We start from the raw sequence: 26,027 nt of genomic DNA, 5'->3' as shown, positions 1-26,027 counted from the left end.
ATGAACATGATCCAGGCGATCAACTCCGCCATGGACGTGATGATGGAACGCGACGACCAAGTCGTCGTGATGGGCGAAGATGTCGGCTATTTCGGCGGCGTGTTCCGCGCGACCGCCGGGCTCCAGGTCAAATACGGCAAGACCCGCGCGTTCGACACGCCGATCACCGAGATCGGCATCATCGGCGTGGCGATCGGCATGGGCGCCTATGGCCTGCGTCCCGTGCCCGAGATCCAGTTCGCCGATTACATCTACCCGGCGCTCGACCAGCTCGTCTCCGAGGCCGCACGGCTGCGCTACCGCTCGAACGGCGACTTCACCGCACCGATCACGGTGCGCTCGCCTTATGGCGGCGGCATCTTCGGCGGCCAGACGCACAGCCAGTCGCCCGAGGGCATCTTCACGCACGTCTCGGGCATCAAGACGGTGATCCCGTCGACCCCCTATGACGCCAAGGGCCTGCTGATCGCCGCGATCGAGGATAACGACCCCGTTCTCTTCCTCGAGCCCAAGCGTATCTATAACGGCCCGTTCGACGGCCATTATGATCGCCCGGCCAAGAACTGGACCGCGCACCCCGCGAGCGAAGTGCCAGAAGGCTATTACCGGGTAGAACTCGGAAAGGCCGCGACCGTCCGCGAAGGCGAGGCGGTGACGATCCTCTGCTACGGCACGATGGTGCACGTCGTCGCCGCGACGATCGAGGAACTGGGCGTCGATGCAGAGATCATCGATCTGCGCACGCTGGTGCCGCTCGACATCGAAGCGATCGAAGCTTCGGTGAAGAAGACCGGCCGCTGCATGATCGTCCATGAGGCGACGCGCACCTCGGGCTTCGGCGCGGAATTGTCCGCGCTGGTGCAGGAGCGCTGCTTCTACCATCTCGAAGCGCCGATCGCCCGCGTCACCGGCTTCGACACGCCCTATCCCCACAGCCTCGAATGGGCCTATTTCCCGGGTCCCGTGCGGATCCGCGAGGCGCTCAACAAACTCCTCAAGGACTGACGCCCATGGCTCGTTTTACCTTTCGTCTGCCGGACATCGGCGAAGGCATTGCCGAGGCCGAGATCGTCGCCTGGCACGTGAAGATCGGCGACCGCGTCGAGGAAGACCAGCAGGTCGCCGACATGATGACCGACAAGGCCACGGTGGAGATGGAATCGCCAGTCTCCGGCGTGGTGGTCGAACTTGCCGGCGAGGTGGGCGACCAGGTGCCGATCGGTTCGGCGCTGATGGTGATCGAGGTCGAGGGCGAGGCGGAGACGCCGGCCGAGGCAGAGACCACCGTTGAGGAGCAGGTCGAGGCCGAGAATCCGGGTGCGGAAGAGTCCGTGAGCGCTGAAGCCAGCGCTTCCCTTCCGCTTGCGGGAGGGGTCGGGGGAGGGGCTGAAACTGCGCCCGCACCCGCAGCAACTACACCAGCCCCTCCTCCCGCCCCCCTCCCGCAAGCGGAAGAGGGAGAAAAGGTGCACGTCCTCGCCTCCCCCGCGGTGCGCGCCCGCGCCGCGGACCTCGGCATCGACCTCGCCCAGGTAAAGGCCGCCGAGGGCGACCGCCTCCGCCATGCCGATCTCGACGCCTTCCTCCGCTATGGCAGCGCGCAGGGCTATCACGCGCCGCACGCCTCCCGCGCTCGCGAGGACCAGCCGGTGAAGGTGATCGGCATGCGCCGCCGCATCGCCGAGAACATGGCCGCGTCGAAGCGCGCCATCCCGCACTTCACCTATGTCGACGAGATCGACGTCACCGCGCTGGAAGCGATGCGCGGCGACCTCAACGCCAATCGTGGCCAGCGCCCCAAGCTGACCATGCTGCCGTTCCTGATCGTCGCCTTGTGCCGCACCCTGCCCGACTTCCCGATGCTCAACGCCCGCTATGACGACGAGGCCGGCGTGGTCACCCGCCATGGCCGCGTCCATCTCGGCATGGCGACGCAGACCGATGCCGGGCTGATGGTGCCGGTGATCCGTGATGCGCAGGACCGGAATGTCTGGCAGCTGGCGAGCGAGATCACCCGGCTTGCCGAGGCCGCGCGCACCGGCAAGGCGACCTCGCAGGAGCTGAGCGGTTCCACCCTCACCGTCACCTCGCTCGGCCCGCTCGGCGGCATCGCGACGACGCCGGTGATCAACCGGCCGGAAGTCGCGATCATCGGCCCGAACAAGATCGTCGAGCGCCCCGTCTTCCACGGCGACGAGATCGTCCGCGCCAAGCTGATGAATCTCTCGATCAGCTGCGACCACCGTGTCGTCGACGGCTGGGATGCGGCGAGCTTCGTTCAGGCGGTGAAGAAGCTGCTCGAGACACCGGTCCTGCTGTTCGCCGACTGAACGACGCCCCCTTGTTGCGTTGCACTGCAACACGGCGCAACAAGGGGCAATGTCCAACGTTCAGCGCGCCGACCGCGCCGGTCTTCTACTCGGTATTGCGGCCTACAGCCTGTGGGGCGTGCTGCCCCTCTATCTCCACCTGCTGCAGGCAGTGCCCGCGCTGCAGGTGCTGTCGCACCGCGTACTCTGGTCGCTGCTGCTGCTTGCAGTGATCGTGGTGGCGCTGCGCCGGGTGCGGAGCATCGCCGCCGCTGCCAGGGGACGGACGCTGCTGTTCCTCTTCGGCAGCGCGGCGCTGATCGCGATCAACTGGCTTGTCTATATCTGGGCGGTCCAGCACGAACATGTGCTCGACGCCAGTTTGGGCTATTTCATCAACCCGCTGGTCAACGTCGCGCTCGGCATGCTGGTACTCGGCGAGCGGCTGCGGCGCTGGCAGGGCGTGGCGATCGGGCTGGCCGCGCTCGGCGTCCTGTTGCTGACGTTGCACGGCGGCGGCGGCGGGCTGTGGATCCCGCTCGCGCTCGCGCTGAGCTTCGGCGGCTATGGCCTGCTGCGCAAGGTGGCGGCGATCGACGCATTGGGCGGCCTGACCGTGGAGACGCTGCTGCTCGGGCCGCCGGCGCTGGCGATGCTGCTCTGGGCGAACCATAGCGGCACGGCGGCGTTCGGCGGATCGACGCGGATCGACCTGCTGCTGATCGCGGCCGGCGTTGTCACCGCGACACCGCTGCTGCTGTTCGCCGCCGCCGCCAAAAGGCTGCCCTATGCGACCATGGGGCTGCTCCAGTACATCGCGCCGACCCTGCAGTTCCTGGAGGCGGTGCTGCTGTTCGGCGAGCCGGTGCTGCCGGTGCACCTCGCGACCTTCGCGCTGATCTGGTCGGGTTGCGCGCTCTACGCCTGGGACAGCCTGCGGGCGTATCGCGCGGCAGTGCGAGCCTGAGCGTACCCTCCCCCGGCTGCGCCGAGGGAGGAAACGCTGGTTGATCAGCCCTCGCGGCGGCCGAGCAGGCGCAGGCGCAGGGCGTTGAGCTTGATGAAGCCCGCCGCGTCGCGCTGGTCGTACGCGCCCTGGTCGTCCTCGAAGGTGACGACCTTCTCGCTGTAGAGCGAATAGGGCGACTTGCGGCCGGTGACGATCACGCTGCCCTTGTACAGCTTGAGCCGCACGGTGCCGGTGACCTTTTCCTGGCTGTAATCGACGGCGGCCTGCAGCATCTCGCGCTCGGGCGAGAACCAGAAGCCGTTGTAGATCAGCTCGGCATAGCGCGGGGCCAGCTCGTCCTTGAGGTGCGCGGCGCCGCGGTCGAGCGTGATCTGCTCGATGCCGCGATGGGCGAGATGATAGATGGTGCCGCCCGGCGTCTCGTACATGCCGCGCGACTTCATGCCGACGAAGCGGTTCTCGACGAGGTCGAGACGGCCGATGCCGTGCTTGCGACCGAGCTCGTTGAGCGCGGTGAGCAGCGTCGCCGGCGACATCGCCTGGCCATTGAGCGCCACGCCGTCGCCGCGCTCGAAATCGATCGTGATCGTCTCGGGGGTGTCGGGGGCGTCCTCGGGGTTCACCGTGCGCGAATAGACGTAGTCGGGCACTTCCTCCCACGGATCCTCGAGCACCTTGCCCTCGGACGAGGTGTGGAGAAGGTTGGCGTCGGTCGAGAAGGGCGATTCGCCGCGCTTGTCCTTGGTCACCGGGATCTGGTGCGATTCGGCGAACTCGATCAGCTTGGTACGGCTGGTCAGGTCCCACTCGCGCCACGGCGCGATCACCTTGATGTCCGGGTTCAGCGCGTAATAGCCGAGCTCGAAGCGAACCTGGTCGTTGCCCTTGCCGGTGGCGCCGTGGCTCACCGCATCGGCGCCGACCAGCTTGGCGATCTCGATCTGGCGCTTGGCGATCAGCGGCCGCGCGATCGAGGTGCCGAGCAGGTAGAGCCCCTCGTAGAGCGCGTTGGCGCGCATCATCGGGAAGACATAGTCCTTCACGAATTCCTCGCGCACGTCCTCGATGAAGATGTGCTCGGGCTTCACGCCGGCCATCTCGGCCTTCTTGCGGGCGGGCTCCAGCTCCTCGCCCTGGCCGAGATCGGCGGTGAAGGTGACGACCTCGCAATTATAGGTCTGCTGCAGCCATTTCAGGATCACGCTCGTGTCCAGACCGCCCGAATAGGCGAGGACGACGCGATTGATCTTGTCCGACATGGGGCAGGGACTCCGGGGAAAAAGGAAAGGGGAAACGCGGGGCCTCTAGGACCCCCGCGGCTCGCACGCAATATCCGGCTTGTTCGCGGCGCGGGACGGTCAGCCCTGGCGCAGCCTCGCCTCGGCGTCGGCCATGTAATCGCGCGTGATCGGCAGTGCGGTGCGCGAGCGGGAGAATTGCAGCTGGTAGTTGACCAGACCGCCATTCAGGAAGCTGACATAGCAGCCCGCCAGATAGAAGGTCCACATCCGGTAGAAGCGCTCGTCGTAGAGGTCGACGATGGCGTCGTGCGCGGCGACGGTGCGCTCGTACCAGGCCTTGAGCGTGTGGCCGTAGTGCAGGCGCAGCACCTCCACGTCGGTGAGGAAATAGCGCAGCCCCTCATAGCCCTGGGCGATTTCGGACAGCGCGGGGATGTAACCGCCGGGGAAGATGTATTTCAGCGTGAACGCGTCCGTATAGCCCGGCGCGCCCGCACGGCCGATCGTGTGGAGCAGCATCACGCCCTCGGGCGTCATCAGCTCGCGGCACTTGGCGAAAAAGGTGCGGTACTGCGGCGTGCCGACATGCTCGAACATGCCGACCGAGACGATGCGGTCGAACTGCCCCTCCAGCGCGCGATAGTCGATCAGCTCGAACTTCACCTTGTCCGCGACACCCGCGGCGTCAGCCCGCTCGCGCGCGATCTTCAGCTGCTCTTCGGAAAGCGTGATGCCGAGCACCTCGGCGCCGGTCTTGGCGTGGATGTAGAGCGCCATGCCGCCCCAGCCGCAGCCGATGTCGAGCACGCGCATGCCGGGCCGGATCGCCAGCTTGGCCACGATATGGGCCTTCTTGTCGGCCTGGGCCTGCTCCAGGCTGTTCGCCGGATCGGTATAATAGGCGCAGCTATATTGGCGATCCGCATCGAGGAAGAGGTCGTAGAGGCGAGCGGACAGATCGTAATGATGTGCGACGTTCCGCTTCGATTTGCGCGCCATGTTCTTTCGGCCGAGCCAATGCGCCACCTTGCCGGTCGCGCGGCTGAGCGGGGAGGGGCTGAGCACGGCGTTGCTCTTCTCCCAGGCGTTGTTCGCGGTGACCAGCGTGAGCAGATCGAGAATGTCGCCCTGCTCGAGGTTCAGGCTGCCGTCCATATAGGTCTCGGCGGTGCCGAGGGAGGGATCGCGGACGATGCGGCCCTCGGCGCCCCTGGCAAGGCGCATCGTCACCGGCTTGAGGTCGGGATCGGGGCTGCCAAAGCTGCGGGAAGTACCGTCGGGTCGTATCAGGGTAAGCTGCCCGCGCTGGACGGCGCGGTCGAGAAAGCGATCAATCAAGGCCATGGCGATCCCGTATGCGGCTTTTGTTTCAGCGATATCCGCCCCGCATTTCCGCGAGTCTCCCCCTCTCGAAAACGCGTTACGGAAAGACAACGAACGCCGCAGGACAACGCGGGTTCAACGCCGCAGAAAATTCAGATGCCGGCATACCATTGGTAGCCGCTCGAATCCTCCCAGGTGCCGCCCTTGCCCTTGCCGATGCCGGCGAGCGAGGCGACCGCCTCGATGCCGACCAGATATTTGGCCTGCTTGTAGCCGAGCTGCCGCTCCACCCGGAGCCGCAGCGGCGCGCCGTGGCCGACATCGAGCAGCCGGTCGTTGAGCGCCCAGGCGAGGATCGTCTGGGGGTGGAAGGCGTCGATCAGGTCGACCGATTCATAATAGCCGCCGTCGCCGTAGCGGTCCGCGCAGTGGAACACGATGTAGCGCGCCTGCTGGCGAAGCCCCGCGGCGTTGAGGATGGTGGCAAGCTGCGGCCCCTGCCATTTGCCGATCGCGCTCCAGCCCTCGACACAGTCGTGCCGGGTGATCTGCGCGCGCTGCGGCATGTGCTGGAGCTGATCGAGCGTCAGCTCCATCGGGCGTGCGACCATGCCGCCTACCTTCAGCCGCCAGTCGGCGAAGCGGGTACCCGCCCAGATATTATATTCGGGCGTGTTCGGATGGTGCGTACCGTTGACCCGAAAGATCGGGCTGCGCTGCTCGGGACGGAATTCGGTGGCGAGCGCGCCGCGGCCGATCGAGCGCTGGAGGAAGCGATGCGCCTCTTCCGCGCTGGCGAGCACGGGACTGTCGGTGAATCGGTCGCAGCCGGTGAGCAGCCCGGCGGCACCGCCGATCAGCAGGTTGCGGCGGGTCAGGATCATGGCTGCTTCTCCGCGGGCACGCGCCACCAGCCCGTGATCATCGAGCGGAGCTCGTTGATCGGCCCGGCGAGCAGCACCAGGGTCAGATGGACGAGCAGGAAGGCGAGGATCGCCCCCATCGCGATGAAGTGCACCGAGCGCGCGGATTGCCGCCCGCCGAACAGCTCGGTCAGCCACGGCCAGGCCGCGTCCATGCCGGGCGACAGCGCCAGACCCGAAAAGATCACCGCCGGCAACAGCACGAACAGCGTGCCGACATAGGCGAGCTTCTGGAAGATGTTGTAGGCGCGCGGATCCTCGGGATCGTGGAAGCGCAAGGCGAGATGGTCCTTGAAGTCTTTCCACAGATGCCGCGGCCCCAGCTCGCGTGCGCGGATGCGCAGGTCGCGCAGGATATGGCCGTTCGCCAGGCTCCACAGGAGATAGACCAGCAACCCGAAGGCGAGCACCAGCGCGAAGAAGAAGTGCCAGTGCCGCGCGCCGGCCAGGCTGTAATAGGAGGGCAGCGTCACCCAGCCCGGGAAGCGCGGCAGCTCCAGCCAGGCATGGTCGAAATTGGCGCCATACTGCCCCCAATAGAGCCGGGGGTGCGCGTTGAAGATCATCAGCCCGCTGCCGACCATGATCAGCAGCGCGATCGCGTTGACCCAGTGCCACAGCCGGGTGACCAGCCGGTGGCGGTAGATCAGCGGCGTCCTTTCCGGTGGACCTTCGGCCATGTGCGCTTCCTTCCCTGGACGTATCGCGTGTAGGAGATTCGGGCGCCGAGCGGAATCGGTTTCACGTCAGTCACAAAAATCCGGAGCCGCGATGCCCGCCGACTTCCATTTCTACGAGCCCGCCGCCGGCCACGGCCTTCCCCACGATCCGCTGAATGCGATCGTCGGACCGCGCCCGATCGGTTGGGTGAGCACCGTCTCGGCAGCGGGCGTGCGCAATCTGGCGCCCTACAGCTTCTTCAACCTGTTCAACTACCGGCCGCCGATCCTCGGCTTCGCCTCCACCGGCTGGAAGGACAGCGTGGCGAACATCGCCGAGACGAAACAGTTTGTCTGGAACCTCGCCACCCGTCCGCTGGCGGAGGTGATGAATGCCAGCGCTGCGATGGTAGGCCCCGAGATCGACGAGTTCGCCCTTGCCGGCATCGACACGCTGCCGGCGCGTACCGTGGGGCCCGAGCGCGTTGCCGGGAGCCCCGCGCAGTTCGAATGTACGCTGACCCAACTGATCCGGCTGGAAACCAAGGACGGCGCCGAGGTCGATACCTGGCTGGTGCTCGGTGAGGTGACCGGCGTCCATATCGACCGGGCCATGCTGGAAGACGGCGTCTACCAGACTGCCCGCGCGCGCCCGATCCTGCGCGGCGGCGGACCGGCCGACTATTTCGAAATCGGCGAGGACGCGCTGTTCAGGATGTTCCGTCCGCGCTGACCGCCGGCTCGGGCAGGATCGGCGGGGTGGAGTCGGGATAGGTCAGCCAGGTCTTCCAGAGCTGGCGGGTGCGTGCTTCGGTCAGCGCGATCCTGCAGGTGAGCAGCGCCGCGTTGCGGATGGTGCCGCCCTGCCAGTGCGCATAGACCGCGTCGCACTCGCCCTTGCGCCAGGCGATCCAGCGCCCTTGCGCCTCGTCGAATGCCTTGGTGACCGCCAGCCCGTCCGCGGCCGCGCGTTTGCGGGCGGCGACGAGGTAACGGTTCATCTCCACCTCGGCGGCGTTGCTGCCGCGCGCGAGGCACAGGTTCATGTCCACCGTCGTCTTCGCATCGGCGCAAGGGGCGGCGGGGGCGGCGAGCGCCAAAACGAGCAGGAGCAGCGACATGGCTGCACCTTACCCGCAGAATCGTGCAGGGCTCAACCGAGGGCGGCGAACTTCTCTTCGGCCTCGCGATCGAGCTGGGCGCGGCTCTTCTTCTCCGACGCCGTTTTCAGCTGGCCGCACGCCGCATCAATGTCGCGCCCGCGCGGGGTGCGCACCGGCGCCGAGATGCCGCCCTCGAACACGATGTTCGAGAAGGACCGGATGCGCTCGGGCGTCGAGCATTCGTACGGCGCGCCGGGCCAGGGGTTGAACGGGATCAGGTTCACCTTGGCGGGCAGCTTGTACTTGCGCAACAGGCGGACGAGCTCGTGCGCATCGGCGTCGCTGTCGTTCTTGTCCTTGAGCATCACGTACTCGAAGGTGATGCGGCGGGCGTTGTTGGCGCCCGGATAATCGGCACAGGCCTGGAGCAGCTCCTCGATCCCGTACTTCTTGTTGAGCGGCACGATCTCGTCGCGCACGTCCTTGGTGACCGCGTGGAGCGACACCGCGAGGTTCACGCCGATCTCCTCGCCCGCGCGCGCCATGATCGGCACCACGCCCGAGGTGGAGAGGGTGATGCGCCGCTTGGAGAGCGCGAGGCCGTCGCCGTCCATCACGATCTGCAGGCCGGCCTTCACCTCGTCGAAATTGTACAGCGGCTCGCCCATGCCCATCATCACGATGTTGGTGAGCAGGCGGCCTTCGGGCTGGCTGGGCCACTCGCCGAGCGAATCGCGCGCGAGCATCACCTGTCCGACGATTTCGCCTGCGGTGAGGTTGCGCACCAGCCGCATCGTGCCGGTGTGGCAGAAGCGGCAGTTGAGCGTGCAGCCCACCTGGCTGGAGACGCAGAGCGTTCCCCGATCGGCATCGGGGATGAACACCATCTCGTAATCCTGCCCGTCGGGCGAGCGGAGCAGCCACTTGCGCGTGCCGTCGTTCGAGACCTGCGCCTCGACCACGTCCGGGCGGCCGATCACGAAGCGCTCGGCCAGCCACGGGTGCTGCGCCTTGGCGATGTCGGTCATCGCCGAAAACTCGGTGGCGCCACGATTGTAGATCCAGTGCCACAGCTGCTTGGCGCGCAGCTTGGCCTGCTTGGGCTCGAGCCCGGCGGCGGCCAGCGCCTCGCGGATCCCGTCGCGGGAGAGACCGATCAGGTCGGTACGCCCGTCTTCGCGCGCGGCGGGGGCACGCGGCACGGGCACGGGATCGATGTGCCCGGGGATGGGCATGGGGGCGGCCGACACTGTCTGCATCGCGTGGATATAGGCGAAAATGCCGCGCTTTTCCAGCGGCGTGATTCCGGTAGCCGGCGTCCCGGGGCGGGTCATGCCGTCCCGCAGGAGCAACCGCCCATCGTGAAATGGGTGTGAAGCGGAAAACCCAGCCCCATTGTTACGTTACAGGGGTGCAAAAGAGTTTCATTGTTACGAGGAGTTGATGATGAAAATGATGTTTTCGAGCCTGGCGGCCGCCAGTGCGCTGATGGCTTCGGCCGCGATCGCCCAGACCACCACGCCGGCCCAGACGACGCCCGCACAGCCCGCAGCGCCGGCGACACAGGATCAGGGCACCACGGGTGCGGGCACCGCGTCGGCGGCTGGCTTCACCGATACCGAGGTCAAGCAATATGCGACGGCGGCGCTCGCGGTGAACAAGATCAACGCCGATACGAGCATCCCGACCGCAGAGAAGAACACCAAGTTCGTCGCCGCGATCACCGCTTCGGGGCTGCAGCCGCAGCGCTTCAACGAGATCAGCCAGGCGATGGCGTCGGATACTGCGCTCAACCAGCGCATCCAGGCCGCCGCCGCCCAGTCGCAGACCAGCGGCCAGTCGGCGCAGGCGACCGCGCCGGCCAGCCCGACCGGCGGCAACTAAACCGATAGCTCCCTATAGCGGCGGCGGTCCCCACAGGACCGCCGCCGTTTTTGTGCGCGCGACTGTCATGGTTCCGGAACGAAAGCCCGCCAAAGGCACCGCCTTGGGTTCGCTTGTGAAGGAACGAGAATGCGCAAGGCAGGGATGATCGGCGCGGCGGCGCTGCTGATGGCGATGGCACCGGGCGGCGCGACGCCGGATGCGGACAAGAGCCTCGATTCGCTGCGGCTGGATCAGGTGCGCATGCTGGGCTCGCACAACAGCTACCGCCCCTATCCGCTGCCGCAGGTCGAGGCGCGCATCCGCGCACTGGCGCCCAAGGAGTGGGAAGGCCTCGCTTATGGCCATCCGCCGCTGGAGAGCCAGCTCGCGCTCGGCCTGCGCCAGCTCGAGATCGACGTCGCGCCCGATCCGCAGGGCGGCGCCTATGCCGCGCCCTATGCGGAGGGTCCGGCCGAGATCAAGGCGGAGATGGCCGCCCCCGGCGCCAAGACGATCCACGTGCCGGGTCTCGACTGGCAGACGCATTGCCGCACCTTCCGTGCCTGCATGATGATCTTCCGCCGCTGGTCCGATGCGCATCCGGGCCATCTGCCGGTGATGCTGCTGGTCAATGCCAGCGACGTGCGCCCGATCCCGGGCCTGCGCACCACCGATCTCGGCTTCGATGCGGCAGCGCTCGACGCACTCGACGCCGATATCGCCGCCACGCTCGGCCGCGAGCGGGTGATCACGCCCGACGACGTCCGCGGCAGCCTGCCGACGCTGCGGGCGGCGGTAACGGCGCATCGCTGGCCGACCGTCGGCGCCGCGCGCGGCAAGTTCCTGCTCGTGCTCGATACCTCCGAGGCGAACGAGGAGCGCTATCGCACCGGGCATGCGAGCCTGAAGGGCCGGATGATGTTCGGCTGGTATCCCGAGGAGGCACCCGAAGCCGCCTTCTTCAACATGCAGAGCCCGACCAAGGACGCCGCCACCGTCACGCGCCGGGTGAAGGCCGGGTTCATGGTCCGCACCCGCGCGGATGCGGAAACGCTGGAGGCGCGGACCCACGATCGCAGCCGGCTCGATGCGGCGATCGCCTCGGGCGCACAATGGATCAGCACCGACTATTACGAAGGCGCGCCGGACCCCCGAGGGCTGAACTTTACCGTTTCGCTCGGGAAGAGCACGGTGCTGTGCAACAGCGTGACGGCTAGCTGCCCGAAGCGCTGATCCGCACGTCGCGCCTGGGGGCGGGCACGGTGATGCCGTGCTCGCCGAACAGCTTCCACAGCCGGTTGAGCACGTCGCTGCGGACATTGCCGACGCCGCTTTCGGGATCGCTGATCCACACCAGTATCTCGTGCGCGGCGCCGTTCTCGCCCAGTGCGGTGAGCCACACGTTGGGCGCGGGGGTGTCGAGCACGCGCGGGCTGTCGGTCGCGGCGCGCAGCATCAGGTCCTGCGCCATCTCCAGGTCGCAGCCATAGGCGACGGTCACGGCGATTCGCACGCGGACGTTGCGATCGGTGTAGGACCAGTTCTCGACTTCCTGGGTCATCAGATTCTCGTTCGGAATCAGATGCTCCTTGCCGTCGCGGGTGATCACGGAGACGGCGCGTACGCCGATCTTGTTCACCCAGCCGAAGCTGTCGCCCACCACGATCACGTCGCCCGGCTTGATCGAGCGGTCCATCAGCAGGATGATCCCGGCGATCAGGTTGCCCACCGTCTTCTGCAGACCGAAGCCGATCGCCAGGCCGAAGGCGCCGGAAAAGACCGCGAAGCTCGTCAGGTCGATTCCCAGCAGATCGATGCCGACGAAAAAGGCGGCGGTGACGATCGCGATGCTCGCCAGCTTCTGCCCGAGCAGTCGCTGGGTCGCATCCAGCCCGCGCGCGCGCCCGATCCACTGCGCCAGCAGCCGGTTCGCGATCCGGACCAGGGCATAGATGATCGTGACGGTGACCGCGAAGGTCAGCAGCGAGAGCAGCGACAGCCGCCGCGTGCCCATGTCGAAGCCGATCCGGGCCAGCAGCGCCTCGATCACACCCAATCCGCCCATCGTCTTGCTGAGCAGCGAGGTGAAGGCGATCGCGCCCATCGGCCAGGTGGCGAGCCGCGGCAGGCCGAGGCCGCGCAGTACCTCCACCACCGCCAGCGCCATGACCAGGCCCATCGCGACGCCGAGCAGCAGCAGCGCCGGCGGGTGCCAGCCATAGGCGCCCGTCACCGGGGACAGCAGCAGCGCCGCGGTCAGCCAGCGGGTGATGCGGCATAGTCGCGGCTGGAGGCCGTTGACATGCTCGCCGGCGACACGGTGCCAGACCCCGGCGATCTGCGCGCCGATGCGCTGGCCCACCAGCACGCCGATCGTCAGCGCCAGCGCGGCCAGCCCCAGCACTACCGCCATCTCGCCCAGTTCGGCCGGGGACGGGATGCGCATCCCCAGGCCGGCGACCCGGTCGAGCAGCGCCGGCATCATCCGCGCGCGGCGGCGAAGCGGGCGAGCCCGGCTTCCAGGTCGGCGATCAGATCGTCGGCATCCTCCAGCCCCACATAGAGCCGGATCGCCGGCCCCTCCGCCTGCCAGCGCGAGACGGTGCGGATGCGCTGCGGATCGGCGGGGATCGCCAGGCTCTCATAGCCGCCCCAGCTGAAACCGATGCCGAAATGCCGAAGCCCGTCGATCAGCGCGGTGCGCGCGGCATCGTCGCCGCCGTTCAGCACGAAGGAGAAGAGCCCGGCGCTGCCCTTGAAGTCGCGCACGAACAGGTCGTGACCAGGGCAGTCGGGCAGGGCGGGGTGGAGCACCCGCGCCACTTCGGGGCGGGTCTTGAGCCACGCCGCGATCTTCAGGCCGCTGGCGCCCGACTGGCGGAGGCGCACGTCCATTGTCCGCAGCCCGCGCGAAGCGAGATAGGCGTCGTCGGGGCTCGCGCAGAGGCCCAGCTGATAGGTCGTCGCGCGCAGCCGGTCATACTGGCCCGGGGCGGCGGTGACCGACCCCATCATCACGTCCGAATGGCCGACGACGTATTTCGAGCAGGACAGGATCGTATAGTCGATGCCCTTCTCGATCGCCGGGAAGTAGAGCGGCCCGGCCCAGGTATTGTCGAGCAGCGTCACGATCCCGCGCGCCTTGGCCACCGCGACGATGGCGGGCACGTCCTGCACCTCGAAGGTCAGGCTGCCGGGGCTTTCGAGGAGGATCGCCCTGGTCCGCTCGGTGCAGAGCGCAGCGATGCCTTCGCCGATCAGCGGATCATAATAGGTGGCGGTGATGCCCAGGCGCTTGAGCATGCCGTTGCCGAACGCGCGGGTGGGTTCATAGCTGCTGTCGGGCAGCAGCACCTCGTCGCCGGGCGACAGCACCGCCAGCAGCGCGGTGGTGATCGCCGCCACGCCCGAGGGGTAGAGGAGTGTCGCCTCGGCGCCCGGCTCTAGCGCGGTCAGCGCATCGGCGAGCGCCCACTGGGTCGGCGTGCCGCGTCTGCCGTAATAAAGCTTGTGGTGTGTGTCGGCGCTGCCGCGCTCGCGCATTGCCGCGATGTCGTCATAGAGGATGGTCGAGGCGCGCCATACCGGCGGATTGACGATGCCTTGCGTCCATTCCGGACGGCGGCCGGCATGGACGATCTTGGTCGCGTCCGCGTCATGCCGGGGATCGTCCCGACCGCTCATGCGCCGAGAACCTTTGCCGTATCCGCGTGCGCGCCCCATTCGGTCCAGCTGCCGTCATACAGGGCAATCTCGTGCCCGATCAGGTGCCCGGCGAACACGATCACGGACGCGGTGATGCCCGATCCGCAGGTTGCGACCATCGGCGCGGCGAGATTTAGCCCGGCGGTGTCGAACACCGCGCGGATCGCTTCGGGCGATTTCCAGTGGCCATCGGCCTCGAAGAAGCGGCCATAGGGAATGTTCTTCGCGCCCGGCATGTGCCCGGCGGCGCATTCGGGGCGGGGATCCGCCTCCTCGCCGGTGAAACGCGCAGCGGACCGGGCGTCCACGATCTGTTCGGTCGTCGTGCGCATGTCGTCCAGCGTGCGAAGCCGTGCGGCAGGGGCGCCGGCGGTGAAGTCGGTCGCGGCAGCGAGGTGCGGCCCGGCTTGTACCGGTCGCCCCTCGGCCCGCCAATGGCCGATGCTGCCGTCGAGAATTGCGGCGTTCACCCCGAACATCCGCAACACCCACCAGGCGCGGCACGCGGTATGGTGGGGGCTGTTGTCGTAGAGGACGATGCGGGTGTCGGCGGTGACCCCCAGCTGCGCCATCCGTTCCTCGAACAGGGGACGCTTGGGCAGCATCGAGGGCAGCGGGTTCCCGGCATCGACCAGCGTGTCGAGATCGAGCAGCCGCGCGCCCGGGATATGGCCCGCCTCGAACTCCGCGCGCGGATCCTGCTTCGCGGCACCGGGAATGGTGGAGGTGTAGGTCGCGTCGAGGACCAGCAGGTCCTCCGCGCCGAGCATGCCGGCGAGCGTTTCGGTGGAGAGCAATCCGTCCATAGGGGAGCATCCCTAGCCCTATGGAAACCGCACCGCAAACGCCTACATGGCGGCCATGGACGCCAAGCATCTCGGTAAGCAATCCGCCCTGCCCGCCACCCCGGAGGAAGCGGAGCTCGACTATGTTCCCAATCCGCGGCCCGGCCTGCGCTATCTGGTGCGCTTCGCCGCGCCCGAATTCACGTCGCTCTGCCCGATCACCGGTGCGCCCGATTTCGCGCATCTCGTGATCGATTACGTGCCGGGGGAGCGGATTGTCGAATCCAAGTCGCTCAAGCTGTTCCTGGGCAGCTTTCGCAATCATGGCGCGTTCCACGAGGATTGCACCGTCGGCATCGGCGAGCGGCTGTTCCGCGAGATGCAGCCGGTATGGCTGCGGATCGGCGGCTACTGGTATCCGCGCGGCGGCATCCCGATCGACGTGTTCTGGCAGTCGGGCAAGGCACCCGAGGACGTCTGGGTCCCCGATCAGGGTGTCGCCGGATATCGCGGGCGGGGCTGAACGGCCAATTTACAGCACGGTTCGGCAGGTATAAGCTTGTGCGTTGCAGCAGAACTGCAACTTATTCGAAAAACGGGAGTTTAACGGGGCATACGGCCCAGATTTGGGCCTAGTCCATCATGCAGTAGCGAAAGGTCCGCCATGGCACGGTCTCCGATGGGTCCAAGGATCCGGCATCTTGCCCTGCTCGGCAACTTCCTGCCCCGCAAATGCGGGATCGCCACCTTTACTACCGATACCTATACGGCACTCGCCGAGCGCTACCCCGGGATTCAGGTCGACGTCTATGCGATGGACGATCTTCCCGGGCAGTATGCCTATCCGCCACAGGTAACCGGCAGCATCGCCCAGAATGATCGCAGCGCCTATCTCGAGGCCGCGCGCAAGATCGAGGCGAGCGGTGCCGAGGCGCTGTGGATCCAGCATGAATATGGCATCTTCGGCGGTGCGGCCGGCGAGCTGCTGCTCGCGCTGACCGATCGCGTGTCGATCCCGGTCATCGTCACGCTGCACACCATTCTCGAGCGCCCGAGCGCCGATGAGCGCCGGGTGATGGAGGCATTGATCCGCCGCGCCTCGACGCTGATCGTGATGGCGGAAAAGGGCCGCGAGATCCTGAAGCGCGTCCACGGCGTGGACGACGGCAAGATCGAGGTAATCCCGCACGGTGTACCCGATCGCGACTTTGCGGACACGGCAGCGTTCAAGCCAGCGTTCGGATGGGCGGGCCGGGATGTCATCCTCACCTTCGGCCTGCTCGCACCCAGCAAGGGCATCGAGACGATGATCGAGGCGATGCCCGCTGTCGCCGCGGCGCATCCCGACGCCTTGTACGTGATCCTGGGTGCGACCCACCCGCATCTCGTCGCCCATGAGGGCGAGGCCTATCGGGATCGCCTCAAGGCGCAGATCGCGGCATTGGGGCTGGAACGGAACGTTGCGTTTGTCGATCGCTTCGTCGAGCAGAGCGACCTGCTCGATTATCTTCAGGCAGCCGACATCTATGCGACGCCCTACCCCAATCCCGCGCAGATCACGTCCGGGACGCTCTCCTATGCGGTGAGCATGGGCAAGCCGGTGATCTCGACCCCCTATGTCCATGCGACCGAAATCCTCGACGAAGGCCACGGCGTGCTGGTCGATTTCGGAGACAGCGTCGCGTTCTCGCGCGAGATCAATCGCCTGCTTGCCGATCGGGAAGAGCGGCTGGCGCTCGCGGGCCGCGCCTATGCGCGCGGGCGCACCATGCTCTGGGCGCGTCTCGCGGAGCGCGCGATCGCCGCGTTCGACGCCATCCTCGACGAGAAGCCGCGCCGGATCGGCAGCGCGAATGTTGAGCTCCCGCCGCTCCACCCGGTGCTGACCGCGGTGGAGCGGATGAGCGATTCGACCGGCATGCTCCAGCACTCGATCTATTCGGTCCCGGACCGGCGCCACGGCTATTGCATCGACGACAATGCCCGCGCGCTGATCCTGATGAGCAAGATTGACGACATCGACGAGGCGGTGCGCGATCGCTGGATGGCCATTTATGGCGGCTTCGTCCAGCACGCCTGGAATCCCGACAAGCGCAAGTTTCGCAACTTTATGAACTTCGACCGCAGCTGGTGCGAGGATGAGGGTTCGGAAGATTCGAACGGCCGCGCGATCTGGGCGCTGGGTGTCACGGCGCGCGATGCGCGAGCGCAAAAGCACCGTGACTGGGCGTCGGTGCTGTTCGACGAGACCGCATCGATCGCATTCGATCTGGGTAGCCCGCGCGCCCATGCCTTTGCCATGCTCGGCGCTGCGGCAATGGCCGAGGCGCATCCGGGGCATCCGCTGTCGCGCGAGATTCTCACGCGCTTCGGCAACGAACTGGTCGCGCTCCTCGAACGTACCCGCCGCCCCGCATGGAGCTGGTTCGAGATCGTGCTGGCCTATGACAATGCGCGATTGCCCGAGGCGCTGCTGCGCGCGGGGCAGGTGCTCGGCCGGCGCGACTTCATCGACACCGGGCTGGAGACACTGGGCTGGATCGTCGAGCGACAGACCTCGCCGGAAGGGCGTTTCCGCGCCGTGGGTACCGAAAGCTTCGGGCGTGAATATGCTGAACCGCTGCCGTTCGATCAGCAGCCATTGGAGGCGCAGGCAACGATCGACGCGTGCCTCGCCGCGCATCAGGCGGTTGGCGAGCGGCGTTGGGCCGAGGAGGCGATGCGCGCCTATCGATGGTATCTCGGTGCAAACGACCTCGATGTGCCGCTGGCCAGTGTGGCCGATGGCGGTTGCTTCGACGGCCTGATGCCGACCGGGCTGAATCGCAATCAGGGAGCGGAGTCGATTCTCGCGCTCCAACTGGCGAATTGCGCAATCTCGGCTCTTTCAAAGCGCAATAAAAGCGTGGCAGGACCGGAACTCGCCGTCGCCTGAAGCGATACCGGGGGACGGCGCCGTAACGAGCGCGTTCCCCGGGGGTTGCCAATGCCGGAACTGTTTCATCATCCCTTGCGGCTTCACGCCGATCCATCCCGCGTCGTGGTGCGTCCGTTCCACATCGCCTGGGCATCCACCAATGGCGGCGCGCCCAGCCGCACCGAGCGTATCGTCAGCGAGGTGCTGGCGCTGTCGCCCGGCCAGGCCCGTGCCGAGCTGGAGCTGGTGCTCAAGGACTTCGAGGCCCGTCACTGGCAGACACGTCGCGTATTCATGACCCGCTACGACGAGATCGAGGCGATGCTCGGCCTCGACGGTGCGGCGATCGGCGATGAAAAACGCCAGCTGCTCGGCGCCTATTTCTGCCACGAATACAGCTACGCTGCTGCGGCGCTGATGAACCCGAGCGCGGTCCCGCACTATGATCAGAGTGGCATGCCCCCGGGCAGCATGCGCATCCTGATGTCGCTGCGCGCGGTAGGCGAGGGGCACATTTCCTCGGTCGCCTTCCGCGAGGGCATCATCACCGACGGCAACGAACTGGTGCTCGCCCCCGAGCCGCCCTTCGCCACCGCGGCGGATGCGCGGGAGCCGGACGAACGCGCGATGGAAGGGCCGGTGCGCATCTATCGGCACCGCGATTCGACCCTGTCGGGTACGGTGATCTTCCCGATCACCCGCGCCCAGTCCAACGGGCTGGAAGACCTTCGCATCTGCCATTTCACGCATGACGACGGCACGGTGGAATGGATCGGCACCTACACCGCCTATAACGGCTCGGGCATTCAGTCGGAGCTGCTGCGTACCAGCGACTGGCGCGGGCTCGATCTCGTCCCGATGACGGGCAGCGCTGCGCGCAACAAGGGTATGGCGCTTTTCCCGCGCAAGGTCGGGGGCAAGTACATGATGCTGGGGCGTCAGGACGGCGAGAATATCTTTCTGCACGCCTCCGACGATATCACCCATTGGGAAGGCGGCGAGCTGATCATCAAGCCGCGCTTCCCCTGGGAGCTGGTTCAGATGGGCAATTGCGGCCCGCCGATCGAGACCGATCAGGGCTGGCTGGTCCTCACCCACGGCGTTGGCGCGATGCGCAAATACTCGATCGGCGCGGCGCTGCTCGACAAGGACGATCCGACCAAGGTTCTCGCTCGCTCGCGCGCGCCGCTATTGGCCGCCGCCGACCAGGACCGTGAGGGGTACGTACCCAACGTCGTCTATACCTGTGGTGCGATCCGCCACGGCGACAGCCTGTTCATCCCGTACGGCGTGGCGGACAGCTCGGTGGCGTTCGCATTCGCACCGATCCAGGCGCTGATCGACCAGATGGAGTGACCATCCTGCCGTCGCCCCAACCGGGGCGACGGCGATGGCTTACAGTGCAATCGGCACCCCGTCGCACAGCTCGTGGCTGCACAGCTGCGCCTCGGGCGTATCCTCCGCCTCCAGGGCCGCGACCGTCACCCAGCCCTCCGCACGAAGCGCCGCAGCCGTGGCGGCATCGGTGCCGAAGGGGAGGAACAGCCGACGCCGGGCATCGCCGCCGATGCCGGCATCCAGGATCGAATCGGCATAGAGCGAGAAGCCGACCGCCGGCTCCTCGCGGCCACCTTCATGCACCACGGTGTAGGTGCCACCGCGACCGATCTCGCCGCGAACACCGCGCGCGAATATCGAGAAGCCAAGCCAAGTCTGATATTCGAAGCCGTGGCGTTCGGTGGGGTCGAGCGTGAGCGCGACGCCGGCCGGGATGCTCGCGGCGATGGTGGCGAGGCCGTCGATGCGGCTTGCCAGGGCGGTGCCGGCATCGGTCGCGCGCAGTTTTGCCATGGCGCCGTCGAACGGGCCGGCGGCCTCGATGAGCGGCAGATAGCTGGGGTCGATTGCCGCGACGCCGCCGGCATCCTTGGCATCCAGGCGCTCGCGAAGGGCGACAAGTTTGTCGGCCGATAACGTGCCGCCGGCCAGCGTGTCGACCAGGTCGGGCAGGGTGAAGTCGATGGCCAAGCCCTCGACGCCCGCCGATTGCAGCGCCTCGATCGCGACGCGGACGACTTCCATCGCAGCGGCCACGCTGTCGCGGCCGATCAGCTCGCAGCCGATCTGCCGCATCGCCCGCCGCGGATCGAGCGCGGGCGCTTTCAGTTTGAGCACCTGGCCCGCATAGCAGAGCCGCACCGGTCGCGGATGGTGGCCCATGCGCGTCGCGGCGATCCGGCCGACCTGCGCGGTCAGGTCCGGGCGGATGGCGAGGCTGCGCTGCGATACCGGATCGACGAAGCGCACCGCATCGCGCACCGCGCCAGTCTTGAGCCGCGTCGCCAGTTCGTCGGCGAACTCGGCGAGCGGCGGATCCACCTGTTCATAGCCATAGAGCCGGGCGAGCCCCAGCACGCGCGTTTCGAGGCGGGCGGCCGCGTCGGCGGCAGGCGGCAATCGATCGTGAAACCCTTCGGGGAGGAGACCAGTCATGGCCGCCTCCCCTAATCAGTTCAGAAGCCGAGCGCCATGGCGGTCTTCACGCCCGGCAGCGCGCGGACCTTGGCGAGCAGCGCGTCGTCCACCGCCTCGTCGACCGAGAGCAGCAGCACCGCCTCGCCGCCGGCAGAGCGCCGACCGAGGTGGAAGGTGCCGATGTTGACGCCCGCCTCGCCCAGCGTGGTGCCGAGCCGGCCGATGAAGCCCGGTGCGTCCTCGTTGACGATGTAGAGCATATGGCCAGCGAGATCGGCCTCCACCTTGATGCCGAACAGCTCGACCAGCCGCGGCGCGGCGTTGCCGAACAGCGTGCCTGCCACCGAACGGTCGCCTGCCTGGGTGCCGACGGTCACGCGGACCAGCGTGTGATAGTCGCCCTCGCGATCATGACGAACCTCGCGCACATCGAGACCGCGCTCCTTGGCGAGGAAGGGCGCGTTGACCATGTTCACCGTGTCCGAATGGACGCGCATCAGGCCCGCCAGCACCGCGCTGGTGATCGGCTTCTGGTTCAGCTCGGCCGCCGCACCCTCGACCTCGATCGCGATGCTGTTGAGTTCGCCATGCGCCAGCTGGCCGACCAGGCCGCCCAGCTTCTCGGCCAGCGCCATGTACGGCTTGAGCCGCGGGGCTTCCTCGGCCGAGAGGCTCGGCACGTTGAGCGCGTTGGTGACGCCGCCGGTGACGAGATAGTCGGCGAGCTGCTCGGCGACCTGGATCGCCACATTGACCTGCGCCTCGGTGGTCGAGGCGCCGAGGTGCGGGGTGGCTACGAAGTTCGGCGTGCCGAACAGCGGATGCTCCTTGGCGGGCTCCACCGCGAACACGTCGAGCGCGGCGCCGGCAATATGGCCGCTCTCCAGCCCCTCCTTCAGCGCCGCCTCGTCGATCAGGCCGCCGCGCGCGCAGTTGATGATCCGCACGCCCTTCTTGGTCTTGGCGAGATTCTCGCGGCTGAGGATGTTGCGGGTCTGGTCGGTGAGCGGCGTGTGCAGCGTGATGAAGTCGGCGCGCAGCAGCAGATCGTCGAGCGTCATCTTCTCGACGCCCATTTCCAGCGCGCGCTCCGGCGTGAGGAACGGATCATAGGCGATCACGCGCATGCGGAGACCGATGGCGCGGTCCGCCACGATCGAGCCGATATTGCCCGCGCCGATCAGGCCCAGCGTCTTGCCGGTCAGCTCGACGCCCATGAAGCGGTTCTTCTCCCACTTGCCGGCCTGGGTCGAGGCATCGGCCTCGGGCAGCTGGCGGGCGAGCGCGAACATCAGCGCGATGGCGTGCTCGGCCGTGGTGATCGAGTTGCCGAACGGCGTGTTCATCACCACCACGCCCTTGGCCGAGGCGGCGGGGATGTCGACATTGTCGACGCCGATGCCGGCGCGGCCGATCACCTTCAGGTTCGGCGCGTGCTCGAGAATGTCCTTGGTGACCTTGGTCGAGCTGCGGATGGCGAGGCCGTCATACTGGCCGATGATCGCCTTGAGCTCGTCGGGCGTCTTGCCGGTGATCTCGTCGACCTCGACGCCGCGCTCGCGGAAGATCTGCGCGGCCTTGGGGTCCATCTTGTCGGAAATCAGTACCTTGGGCATGAAAATGCTCCTGTGCACGTCGGCGCTCCTGCAAAGGCAGGAGCCCAGAGTTTCTTGGGGAATCGCGTGTGGGCGTGGGCTCCCGCTTTCGCAGGAGCACCGAACTCAGCCCGCCCTGGCGGTGGCGTAGGCCCAGTCGAGCCAGGGGCCGAGCGCCTCGATATCGGCGGTGTCGACGGTCGCGCCGCACCAGATGCGCAGGCCAGCCGGCGCATCGCGGTAGCCGGCCACGTCATAGGCCGCGCCTTCCTTTTCGAGCAGGCTTGCGAACTTCTTGATGAAGTCGGCATCGGCGCCCTCGACGGTGAGGCACACGCTGGTGCGCGAACGGATCGCGGGATCCTCGGCGAGATGGCCGAGCCAGTCGCGCTCTTCCACGATCTTGTCGAGTGCTGCGGCATTGGCGTCCGACCGGGCGATCAGCCCCTTGGCACCGCCCAGGCCCTTGCCCCATTCGAGCGCGAAGATCGCGTCTTCCACCGCCAGCATCGACGGCGTGTTGATCGTCTCGCCCTTGAAAACGCCCTCGGCGAGCTTGCCCTTGGAGACGAGGCGGAACACCTTGGGCAGCGGCCAGGCGGGGGTGTAGGTTTCGAGCCGTTCGACCGCGCGGGGACCCAGGATCAGCACGCCGTGCGCGCCCTCGCCGCCCAGCACCTTCTGCCAGGAGAAGGTGGCGACGTCGATCTTGTCCCAGGGCATGTCGTAGGCAAATACCGCCGAGGTCGCGTCGGCGAAGCTCAGGCCCTCGCGATCGTCGGCGATCCAGTCGCCGTTCGGCACGCGCACGCCCGAGGTGGTGCCGTTCCAGGTAAACAGCACGTCGTTCGACCAGTCGACGGCGTTCAGATCGGGCAGCTGGCCATAACCGGCGCGCAGCACGGTCGGATCGAGCTTGAGCTGCTTGACCGCATCGGTGACCCAGCCCTCACCAAAGCTTTCCCAGGCGAGCGTGGTAACGGGGCGGGCGCCCAGCATCGTCCACATCGCCATTTCGAACGCGCCGGTGTCCGAGCCGGGAACGATGCCGATGCGGTGCGTGTCCGGCAGGCGGAGCAGCTCGCGCATCAGGTCGATGCAATATTGGAGACGGGTCTTGCCCAGCTTCGAGCGGTGCGAGCGGCCGAGCGACTCGGTGGCGAGCTTCTCGGGCGACCAGCCCGGGGGCTTGGCGCAGGGGCCAGAAGAAAAATAGGGACGCGCCGGTTTGGTGGCGGGCTTCGCAGACGCAAGGGTGGCGTCGGCGGCAGTCAAATCAGTCATGTAGACTCTCCTCACAGAGAGCACGCGCGGCGTTGGGACCGCGTGGCCCGCCGACGGCCCTAGCGGGGGCTGGACAAAAGTCAATTCCGGACATCGTTGCGATGGAACAATGTTGCGGGTCCGTGCCTTTGCTGCGCAGCTTTGCAGAACAACCGGGAGACTGAACATGCGGACCATTGTGGCGGCCGGACTGGCCGCATTCCTGTTGGCGACCCCCTCGGTCGCACAGCAGCAGAAGCAAAGCGTCGGCGATGGCGCGCAGGCACCGCTGCGCGACCTGCGGATCAACGAGAAGAAGATTCCTGACGTGCTGCTCCTGGCCGCCTCCGCGCCCTATTCGTCGCAAGGGACGAAGAGCTGTGCGCAGATCCGCGCCGGCATCGCCAATCTCAACGCCGTACTTGGGACCGACGCCGATGCGCCGGGTGCGCAGGGTGGCAATGGCGGCGCGATCGCGGCGGCGGGCAGCCGGGCGATCGTCGGTGCGCTGATCCCGGGCTTCGGCCTGGTGCGGATGGTCACCGGCGCGGACAAGCAGGAGAAGCGGGTGACCGCGGCGCTGTATGGCGGCACGATCCGCCGCGCCTATCTGAAGGGTCTCGGCGTGTCCAAGGGATGCCGCCCGCCGGCCGCGCCGACCGCCACCGCCCGCGCCGCGGTGCCGACGCTGCCGGCCGACAAGGACGACGACAAGAAGAAGTGATCGCCAAATCCCCTCCTGCTTGCGGGAGGGGGCGGACGAACCGATGCAGTCGCTTGACGAGCGGCACGAAAAAGGGCCGGCGGATCGCTCCGCCGGCCCCTCTTTTTCACGTCGAGCGCGGACTTAGAAGTCCATGCCGCCCATGCCGCCCGGCATCGCCGGAGCAGCAGGCTTGTCTTCCGGCAGCTCGGCAATGGTGGCTTCGGTGGTGATCAGCAGGCCGGCGACCGAAGCCGCGTTCTGCAGTGCGGTGCGCACCACCTTGGTCGGGTCGATCACGCCGGCAGCCACGAGGTTCTCGTAGGTGTCGGTCGCGGCGTTGAAGCCGAACGAGGTGTCGGTCTGGTCGAGCAGCTTGCCCGAGACGACGGCGCCGTCCTGGCCAGCGTTCTGCGCGATCTGGCGCACCAGCGCGGTCAGCGACTTGCGGACGATGTCGATGCCGCGGGTCTGGTCCTCGTTCGCGCCGTTCAGGCCTTCGAGAGCCTTGGTCGCGTACAGCAGGGCCGTGCCGCCGCCGGGGACGATGCCTTCTTCAACGGCTGCGCGGGTCGCGTGCAGCGCGTCGTCGACGCGGTCCTTGCGCTCCTTCACCTCGACTTCGGTCGCACCGCCGACCTTGATCACGGCCACGCCGCCGGCGAGCTTGGCGAGACGCTCCTGGAGCTTCTCGCGGTCGTAATCGCTGGTGGTGACTTCGATCTGCTGGCGGATCTGCTCGGTGCGGGCCTTGATCGACTCGGCTTCACCGGCGCCATCGACGATGGTGGTGTTGTCCTTGTCGATGGTGACGCGCTTGGCGGTGCCGAGCATGCCGAGCGTGACGGTCTCGAGCTTGATGCCGAGGTCTTCGCTGATCACTTCACCCTTGGTGAGGACGGCGATGTCTTCCAGCATCGCCTTGCGACGATCGCCGAAGCCCGGTGCCTTGACCGCTGCGACCTTGAGGCCGCCGCGCAGCTTGTTGACGACCAGGGTCGCCAGCGCTTCGCCTTCGATGTCCTCGGCGATGATCAGCAGCGGACGACCCGACTGCACGACCGCCTCGAGGATCGGCAGCATCGACTGCAGGTTCGACAGCTTCTTCTCGTGGATCAGGATGTACGGATCGCTGAGCTCGACCGCCATCTTCTCCGGGTTGGTGATGAAGTAGGGCGAGAGATAGCCGCGATCGAACTGCATGCCTTCGACGACGTCGAGCTCGAATTCGAGACCCTTCGCCTCTTCGACGGTGATCACGCCTTCCTTGCCGACCTTCTCCATCGCCTCGGCGATCTTCTCGCCGACTTCACGGTCGCCGTTCGCCGAGATGATGCCGACCTGGGCGACTTCCTGCGAACCCGAGACGGGCTTCGAGCGGGCCTTCACGTCCTCGACCACCTTGGCGACGGCGAGATCGATGCCGCGCTTCAGGTCCATCGGGTTCATGCCGGCGGCCACCGACTTCATGCCCTCGCGGACGATCGCCTGCGCCAGAACGGTCGCGGTGGTCGTGCCGTCACCGGCGATGTCGTTGGTCTTCGAGGCCACTTCGCGCACCATCTGCGCGCCCATGTTCTCGAACTTGTCCTTGAGCTCGATTTCCTTCGCGACCGACACACCGTCCTTGGTGATGCGGGGCGCGCCGAAGCTCTTCTCGATCACGACGTTGCGGCCCTTCGGGCCCAGCGTGACCTTCACCGCGTCGGCGAGGATGTCGACGCCGCGCAGGATGCGCTCACGAGCGTCGCGCGAAAACTTTACGTCCTTGGCTGCCATGGGACTGCCCTTTCAAATTTCGCTAAGTTTAGGAAGTTGAGGTTCGTGACGTGCTCAGCCGACGATGCCGAGGATGTCGCTTTCCTTCATGATCAGCAGGTCTTCGCCGTTCACCTTCACTTCGGTGCCCGACCACTTGCCGAACAGGATGCGGTCGCCGGACTTGACGTCGAGCGGGGTCACCTTGCCATCTTCGGCCTTGGTGCCGGTGCCGACGGCGACGACTTCGCCTTCCTGCGGCTTTTCCTTGGCGGTGTCGGGGATGATGATCCCGCCGGCGGTCTTTTCCTCGGCTTCGACGCGGCGGACGAGCACGCGGTCGTGCAACGGACGGAAGTTCATTGCCTGATCCTCTTTCAGGTGGATTTCGGTGTTTAGCACTCGGTCCCCCGGAGTGCTAACAGTCGACAT

At 67.0% G+C, this 26,027-nt stretch carries 24 protein-coding genes; 10 read left to right on the top strand and 14 right to left on the bottom strand.

Translation table 11 applies throughout. The features are described 5' to 3' along the window. The 3 genes from OIM94_RS11590 to rarD are packed head-to-tail and all read left to right on the top strand — an operon-like array spanning nt 1 to nt 3,276. Entirely contained in the window at nt 1-1,005 is a 1,005-nt protein-coding gene (locus OIM94_RS11590; RefSeq protein ID WP_264609892.1) for an alpha-ketoacid dehydrogenase subunit beta, read from the top strand. 5 nt (nt 1,006-1,010) lie between these two features. Continuing rightward, nucleotides 1,011-2,330: a dihydrolipoamide acetyltransferase family protein gene (locus tag OIM94_RS11585; protein ID WP_264606883.1), complete on the top strand. Its 1,320-nt coding sequence runs from the start codon at nt 1,011-1,013 to the stop codon at nt 2,328-2,330. Nucleotides 2,331-2,379: 49 nt separating this feature from the next. Next, nucleotides 2,380-3,276 (top strand): EamA family transporter RarD, encoded by an 897-nt coding sequence (gene rarD / locus OIM94_RS11580; protein ID WP_264606882.1) that lies wholly within the window; start codon nt 2,380-2,382, stop codon nt 3,274-3,276. A gap of 44 nt (nt 3,277-3,320) precedes the next feature. Here the strand turns inward: rarD and OIM94_RS11575 are convergent, their stop codons facing one another. The 4 genes from OIM94_RS11575 to OIM94_RS11560 form a co-directional block, all read right to left on the bottom strand. After that, nucleotides 3,321-4,538 (bottom strand): argininosuccinate synthase, encoded by a 1,218-nt coding sequence (locus OIM94_RS11575; RefSeq protein WP_264606881.1) that lies wholly within the window; start codon nt 4,536-4,538, stop codon nt 3,321-3,323. A gap of 99 nt (nt 4,539-4,637) precedes the next feature. Continuing rightward, the gene (locus OIM94_RS11570; protein WP_264606880.1) at nt 4,638-5,864 is read right to left on the bottom strand and encodes an SAM-dependent methyltransferase; all 1,227 of its coding nucleotides are present in this window, start codon (nt 5,862-5,864) and stop codon (nt 4,638-4,640) included. A gap of 131 nt (nt 5,865-5,995) precedes the next feature. Further along, complete coding sequence (locus OIM94_RS11565; RefSeq protein WP_264606879.1) at nt 5,996-6,727, bottom strand: molybdopterin-dependent oxidoreductase; 732 nt, start codon at nt 6,725-6,727, stop codon at nt 5,996-5,998. Next, nucleotides 6,724-7,446: a cytochrome b/b6 domain-containing protein gene (locus OIM94_RS11560; RefSeq protein ID WP_264606878.1), complete on the bottom strand. Its 723-nt coding sequence runs from the start codon at nt 7,444-7,446 to the stop codon at nt 6,724-6,726. Before OIM94_RS11560 ends, OIM94_RS11565 begins: the two co-directional genes overlap by 4 nt. Nucleotides 7,447-7,537: 91 nt before the next feature. Between OIM94_RS11560 and OIM94_RS11555 the strand changes: the two genes are divergently transcribed. Then, nucleotides 7,538-8,158 (top strand): flavin reductase family protein, encoded by a 621-nt coding sequence (locus tag OIM94_RS11555; protein ID WP_264606877.1) that lies wholly within the window; start codon nt 7,538-7,540, stop codon nt 8,156-8,158. Here OIM94_RS11555 and OIM94_RS11550 read toward each other — a convergent pair. Both OIM94_RS11550 and rlmN read right to left on the bottom strand, forming a co-directional pair. Continuing rightward, nucleotides 8,136-8,546 (bottom strand): lysozyme inhibitor LprI family protein, encoded by a 411-nt coding sequence (locus tag OIM94_RS11550; protein WP_264606876.1) that lies wholly within the window; start codon nt 8,544-8,546, stop codon nt 8,136-8,138. The genes OIM94_RS11555 and OIM94_RS11550 overlap by 23 nt on opposite strands. A 32-nt stretch (nt 8,547-8,578) precedes the next feature. Continuing rightward, nucleotides 8,579-9,763, bottom strand: a complete 1,185-nt coding sequence (rlmN, locus tag OIM94_RS11545) for a 23S rRNA (adenine(2503)-C(2))-methyltransferase RlmN (protein WP_413716400.1) — start codon at nt 9,761-9,763, stop codon at nt 8,579-8,581. Nucleotides 9,764-9,974: 211 nt separating this feature from the next. Between rlmN and OIM94_RS11540 the strand changes: the two genes are divergently transcribed. Both OIM94_RS11540 and OIM94_RS11535 read left to right on the top strand, forming a co-directional pair. After that, on the top strand, nt 9,975-10,412 hold the full coding sequence (locus tag OIM94_RS11540; protein WP_264606875.1) for a DUF4168 domain-containing protein: 438 nt from the start codon (nt 9,975-9,977) through the stop codon (nt 10,410-10,412). A 129-nt stretch (nt 10,413-10,541) separates the two neighbouring features. Further along, complete coding sequence (locus tag OIM94_RS11535) at nt 10,542-11,627, top strand: phosphatidylinositol-specific phospholipase C1-like protein (RefSeq protein WP_264606874.1); 1,086 nt, start codon at nt 10,542-10,544, stop codon at nt 11,625-11,627. On the opposite strand, the gene OIM94_RS11530 is transcribed toward OIM94_RS11535, so the two are convergent. Genes OIM94_RS11530 through OIM94_RS11520 form a run of 3 tightly spaced genes read right to left on the bottom strand, consistent with a single transcriptional unit; the run spans nt 11,608 to nt 14,905 of the window. Further along, on the bottom strand, nt 11,608-12,879 hold the full coding sequence (locus OIM94_RS11530; protein ID WP_264606873.1) for a mechanosensitive ion channel family protein: 1,272 nt from the start codon (nt 12,877-12,879) through the stop codon (nt 11,608-11,610). The genes OIM94_RS11535 and OIM94_RS11530 overlap by 20 nt on opposite strands. Beyond that, nucleotides 12,876-14,078: a cystathionine beta-lyase gene (gene metC / locus OIM94_RS11525; RefSeq protein WP_264606872.1), complete on the bottom strand. Its 1,203-nt coding sequence runs from the start codon at nt 14,076-14,078 to the stop codon at nt 12,876-12,878. Before metC ends, OIM94_RS11530 begins: the two co-directional genes overlap by 4 nt. Next, a complete protein-coding gene (locus tag OIM94_RS11520; protein ID WP_264606871.1) occupies nt 14,075-14,905 on the bottom strand; it encodes a sulfurtransferase in 831 nt (276 codons plus the stop codon). The genes metC and OIM94_RS11520 overlap by 4 nt, the downstream gene beginning before the upstream one ends. A gap of 55 nt (nt 14,906-14,960) precedes the next feature. On the opposite strand from OIM94_RS11520, the gene queF reads away from it, so the two are divergent. From queF to OIM94_RS11505, 3 genes are all read left to right on the top strand, one after another. Next, nucleotides 14,961-15,407 carry a preQ(1) synthase gene (gene queF, locus OIM94_RS11515; RefSeq protein WP_264606870.1) on the top strand — a complete coding sequence of 149 codons (447 nt, stop codon included), beginning with the start codon at nt 14,961-14,963 and terminating at the stop codon, nt 15,405-15,407. 141 nt (nt 15,408-15,548) lie between these two features. After that, nucleotides 15,549-17,819 (top strand): glycosyltransferase family 4 protein, encoded by a 2,271-nt coding sequence (locus OIM94_RS11510; protein WP_264606869.1) that lies wholly within the window; start codon nt 15,549-15,551, stop codon nt 17,817-17,819. Between the two features lie 51 nt (nt 17,820-17,870). Next, entirely contained in the window at nt 17,871-19,157 is a 1,287-nt protein-coding gene (locus OIM94_RS11505) for a glycoside hydrolase family 130 protein (protein WP_264606868.1), read from the top strand. 39 nt (nt 19,158-19,196) lie between these two features. On the opposite strand, the gene OIM94_RS11500 is transcribed toward OIM94_RS11505, so the two are convergent. The 3 genes from OIM94_RS11500 to OIM94_RS11490 form a co-directional block, all read right to left on the bottom strand. Further along, nucleotides 19,197-20,294 (bottom strand): ATP phosphoribosyltransferase regulatory subunit, encoded by a 1,098-nt coding sequence (locus OIM94_RS11500; RefSeq protein WP_264606867.1) that lies wholly within the window; start codon nt 20,292-20,294, stop codon nt 19,197-19,199. A 20-nt stretch (nt 20,295-20,314) separates the two neighbouring features. Continuing rightward, nucleotides 20,315-21,892: a phosphoglycerate dehydrogenase gene (gene serA, locus OIM94_RS11495; RefSeq protein ID WP_264606866.1), complete on the bottom strand. Its 1,578-nt coding sequence runs from the start codon at nt 21,890-21,892 to the stop codon at nt 20,315-20,317. Nucleotides 21,893-21,997: 105 nt separating this feature from the next. Next, a complete protein-coding gene (locus tag OIM94_RS11490) occupies nt 21,998-23,155 on the bottom strand; it encodes a phosphoserine transaminase (RefSeq protein WP_264606865.1) in 1,158 nt (385 codons plus the stop codon). A 166-nt stretch (nt 23,156-23,321) separates the two neighbouring features. Here OIM94_RS11490 and OIM94_RS11485 point away from each other — a divergent pair, with 166 nt between their 5' ends. Next, nucleotides 23,322-23,858 carry a hypothetical protein gene (locus OIM94_RS11485; protein WP_264606864.1) on the top strand — a complete coding sequence of 179 codons (537 nt, stop codon included), beginning with the start codon at nt 23,322-23,324 and terminating at the stop codon, nt 23,856-23,858. Between the two features lie 123 nt (nt 23,859-23,981). Here OIM94_RS11485 and groL read toward each other — a convergent pair whose 3' ends face one another. After that, a complete protein-coding gene (groL, locus tag OIM94_RS11480) occupies nt 23,982-25,616 on the bottom strand; it encodes a chaperonin GroEL (RefSeq protein WP_264606863.1) in 1,635 nt (544 codons plus the stop codon). 54 nt (nt 25,617-25,670) lie between these two features. Further along, nucleotides 25,671-25,958: a co-chaperone GroES gene (groES, locus tag OIM94_RS11475; RefSeq protein WP_010544804.1), complete on the bottom strand. Its 288-nt coding sequence runs from the start codon at nt 25,956-25,958 to the stop codon at nt 25,671-25,673. Nucleotides 25,959-26,027: the final 69 nt, after the last annotated feature.

The sequence above is a fragment of the Sphingomonas sp. R1 genome, assembly GCF_025960285.1.
In the GTDB taxonomy this organism is placed as follows: domain Bacteria; phylum Pseudomonadota; class Alphaproteobacteria; order Sphingomonadales; family Sphingomonadaceae; genus Sphingomonas.
The sequence above is the reverse complement of the archived record's forward strand: the minus strand, read 5'-3'. Positions and strand labels throughout refer to the sequence as shown.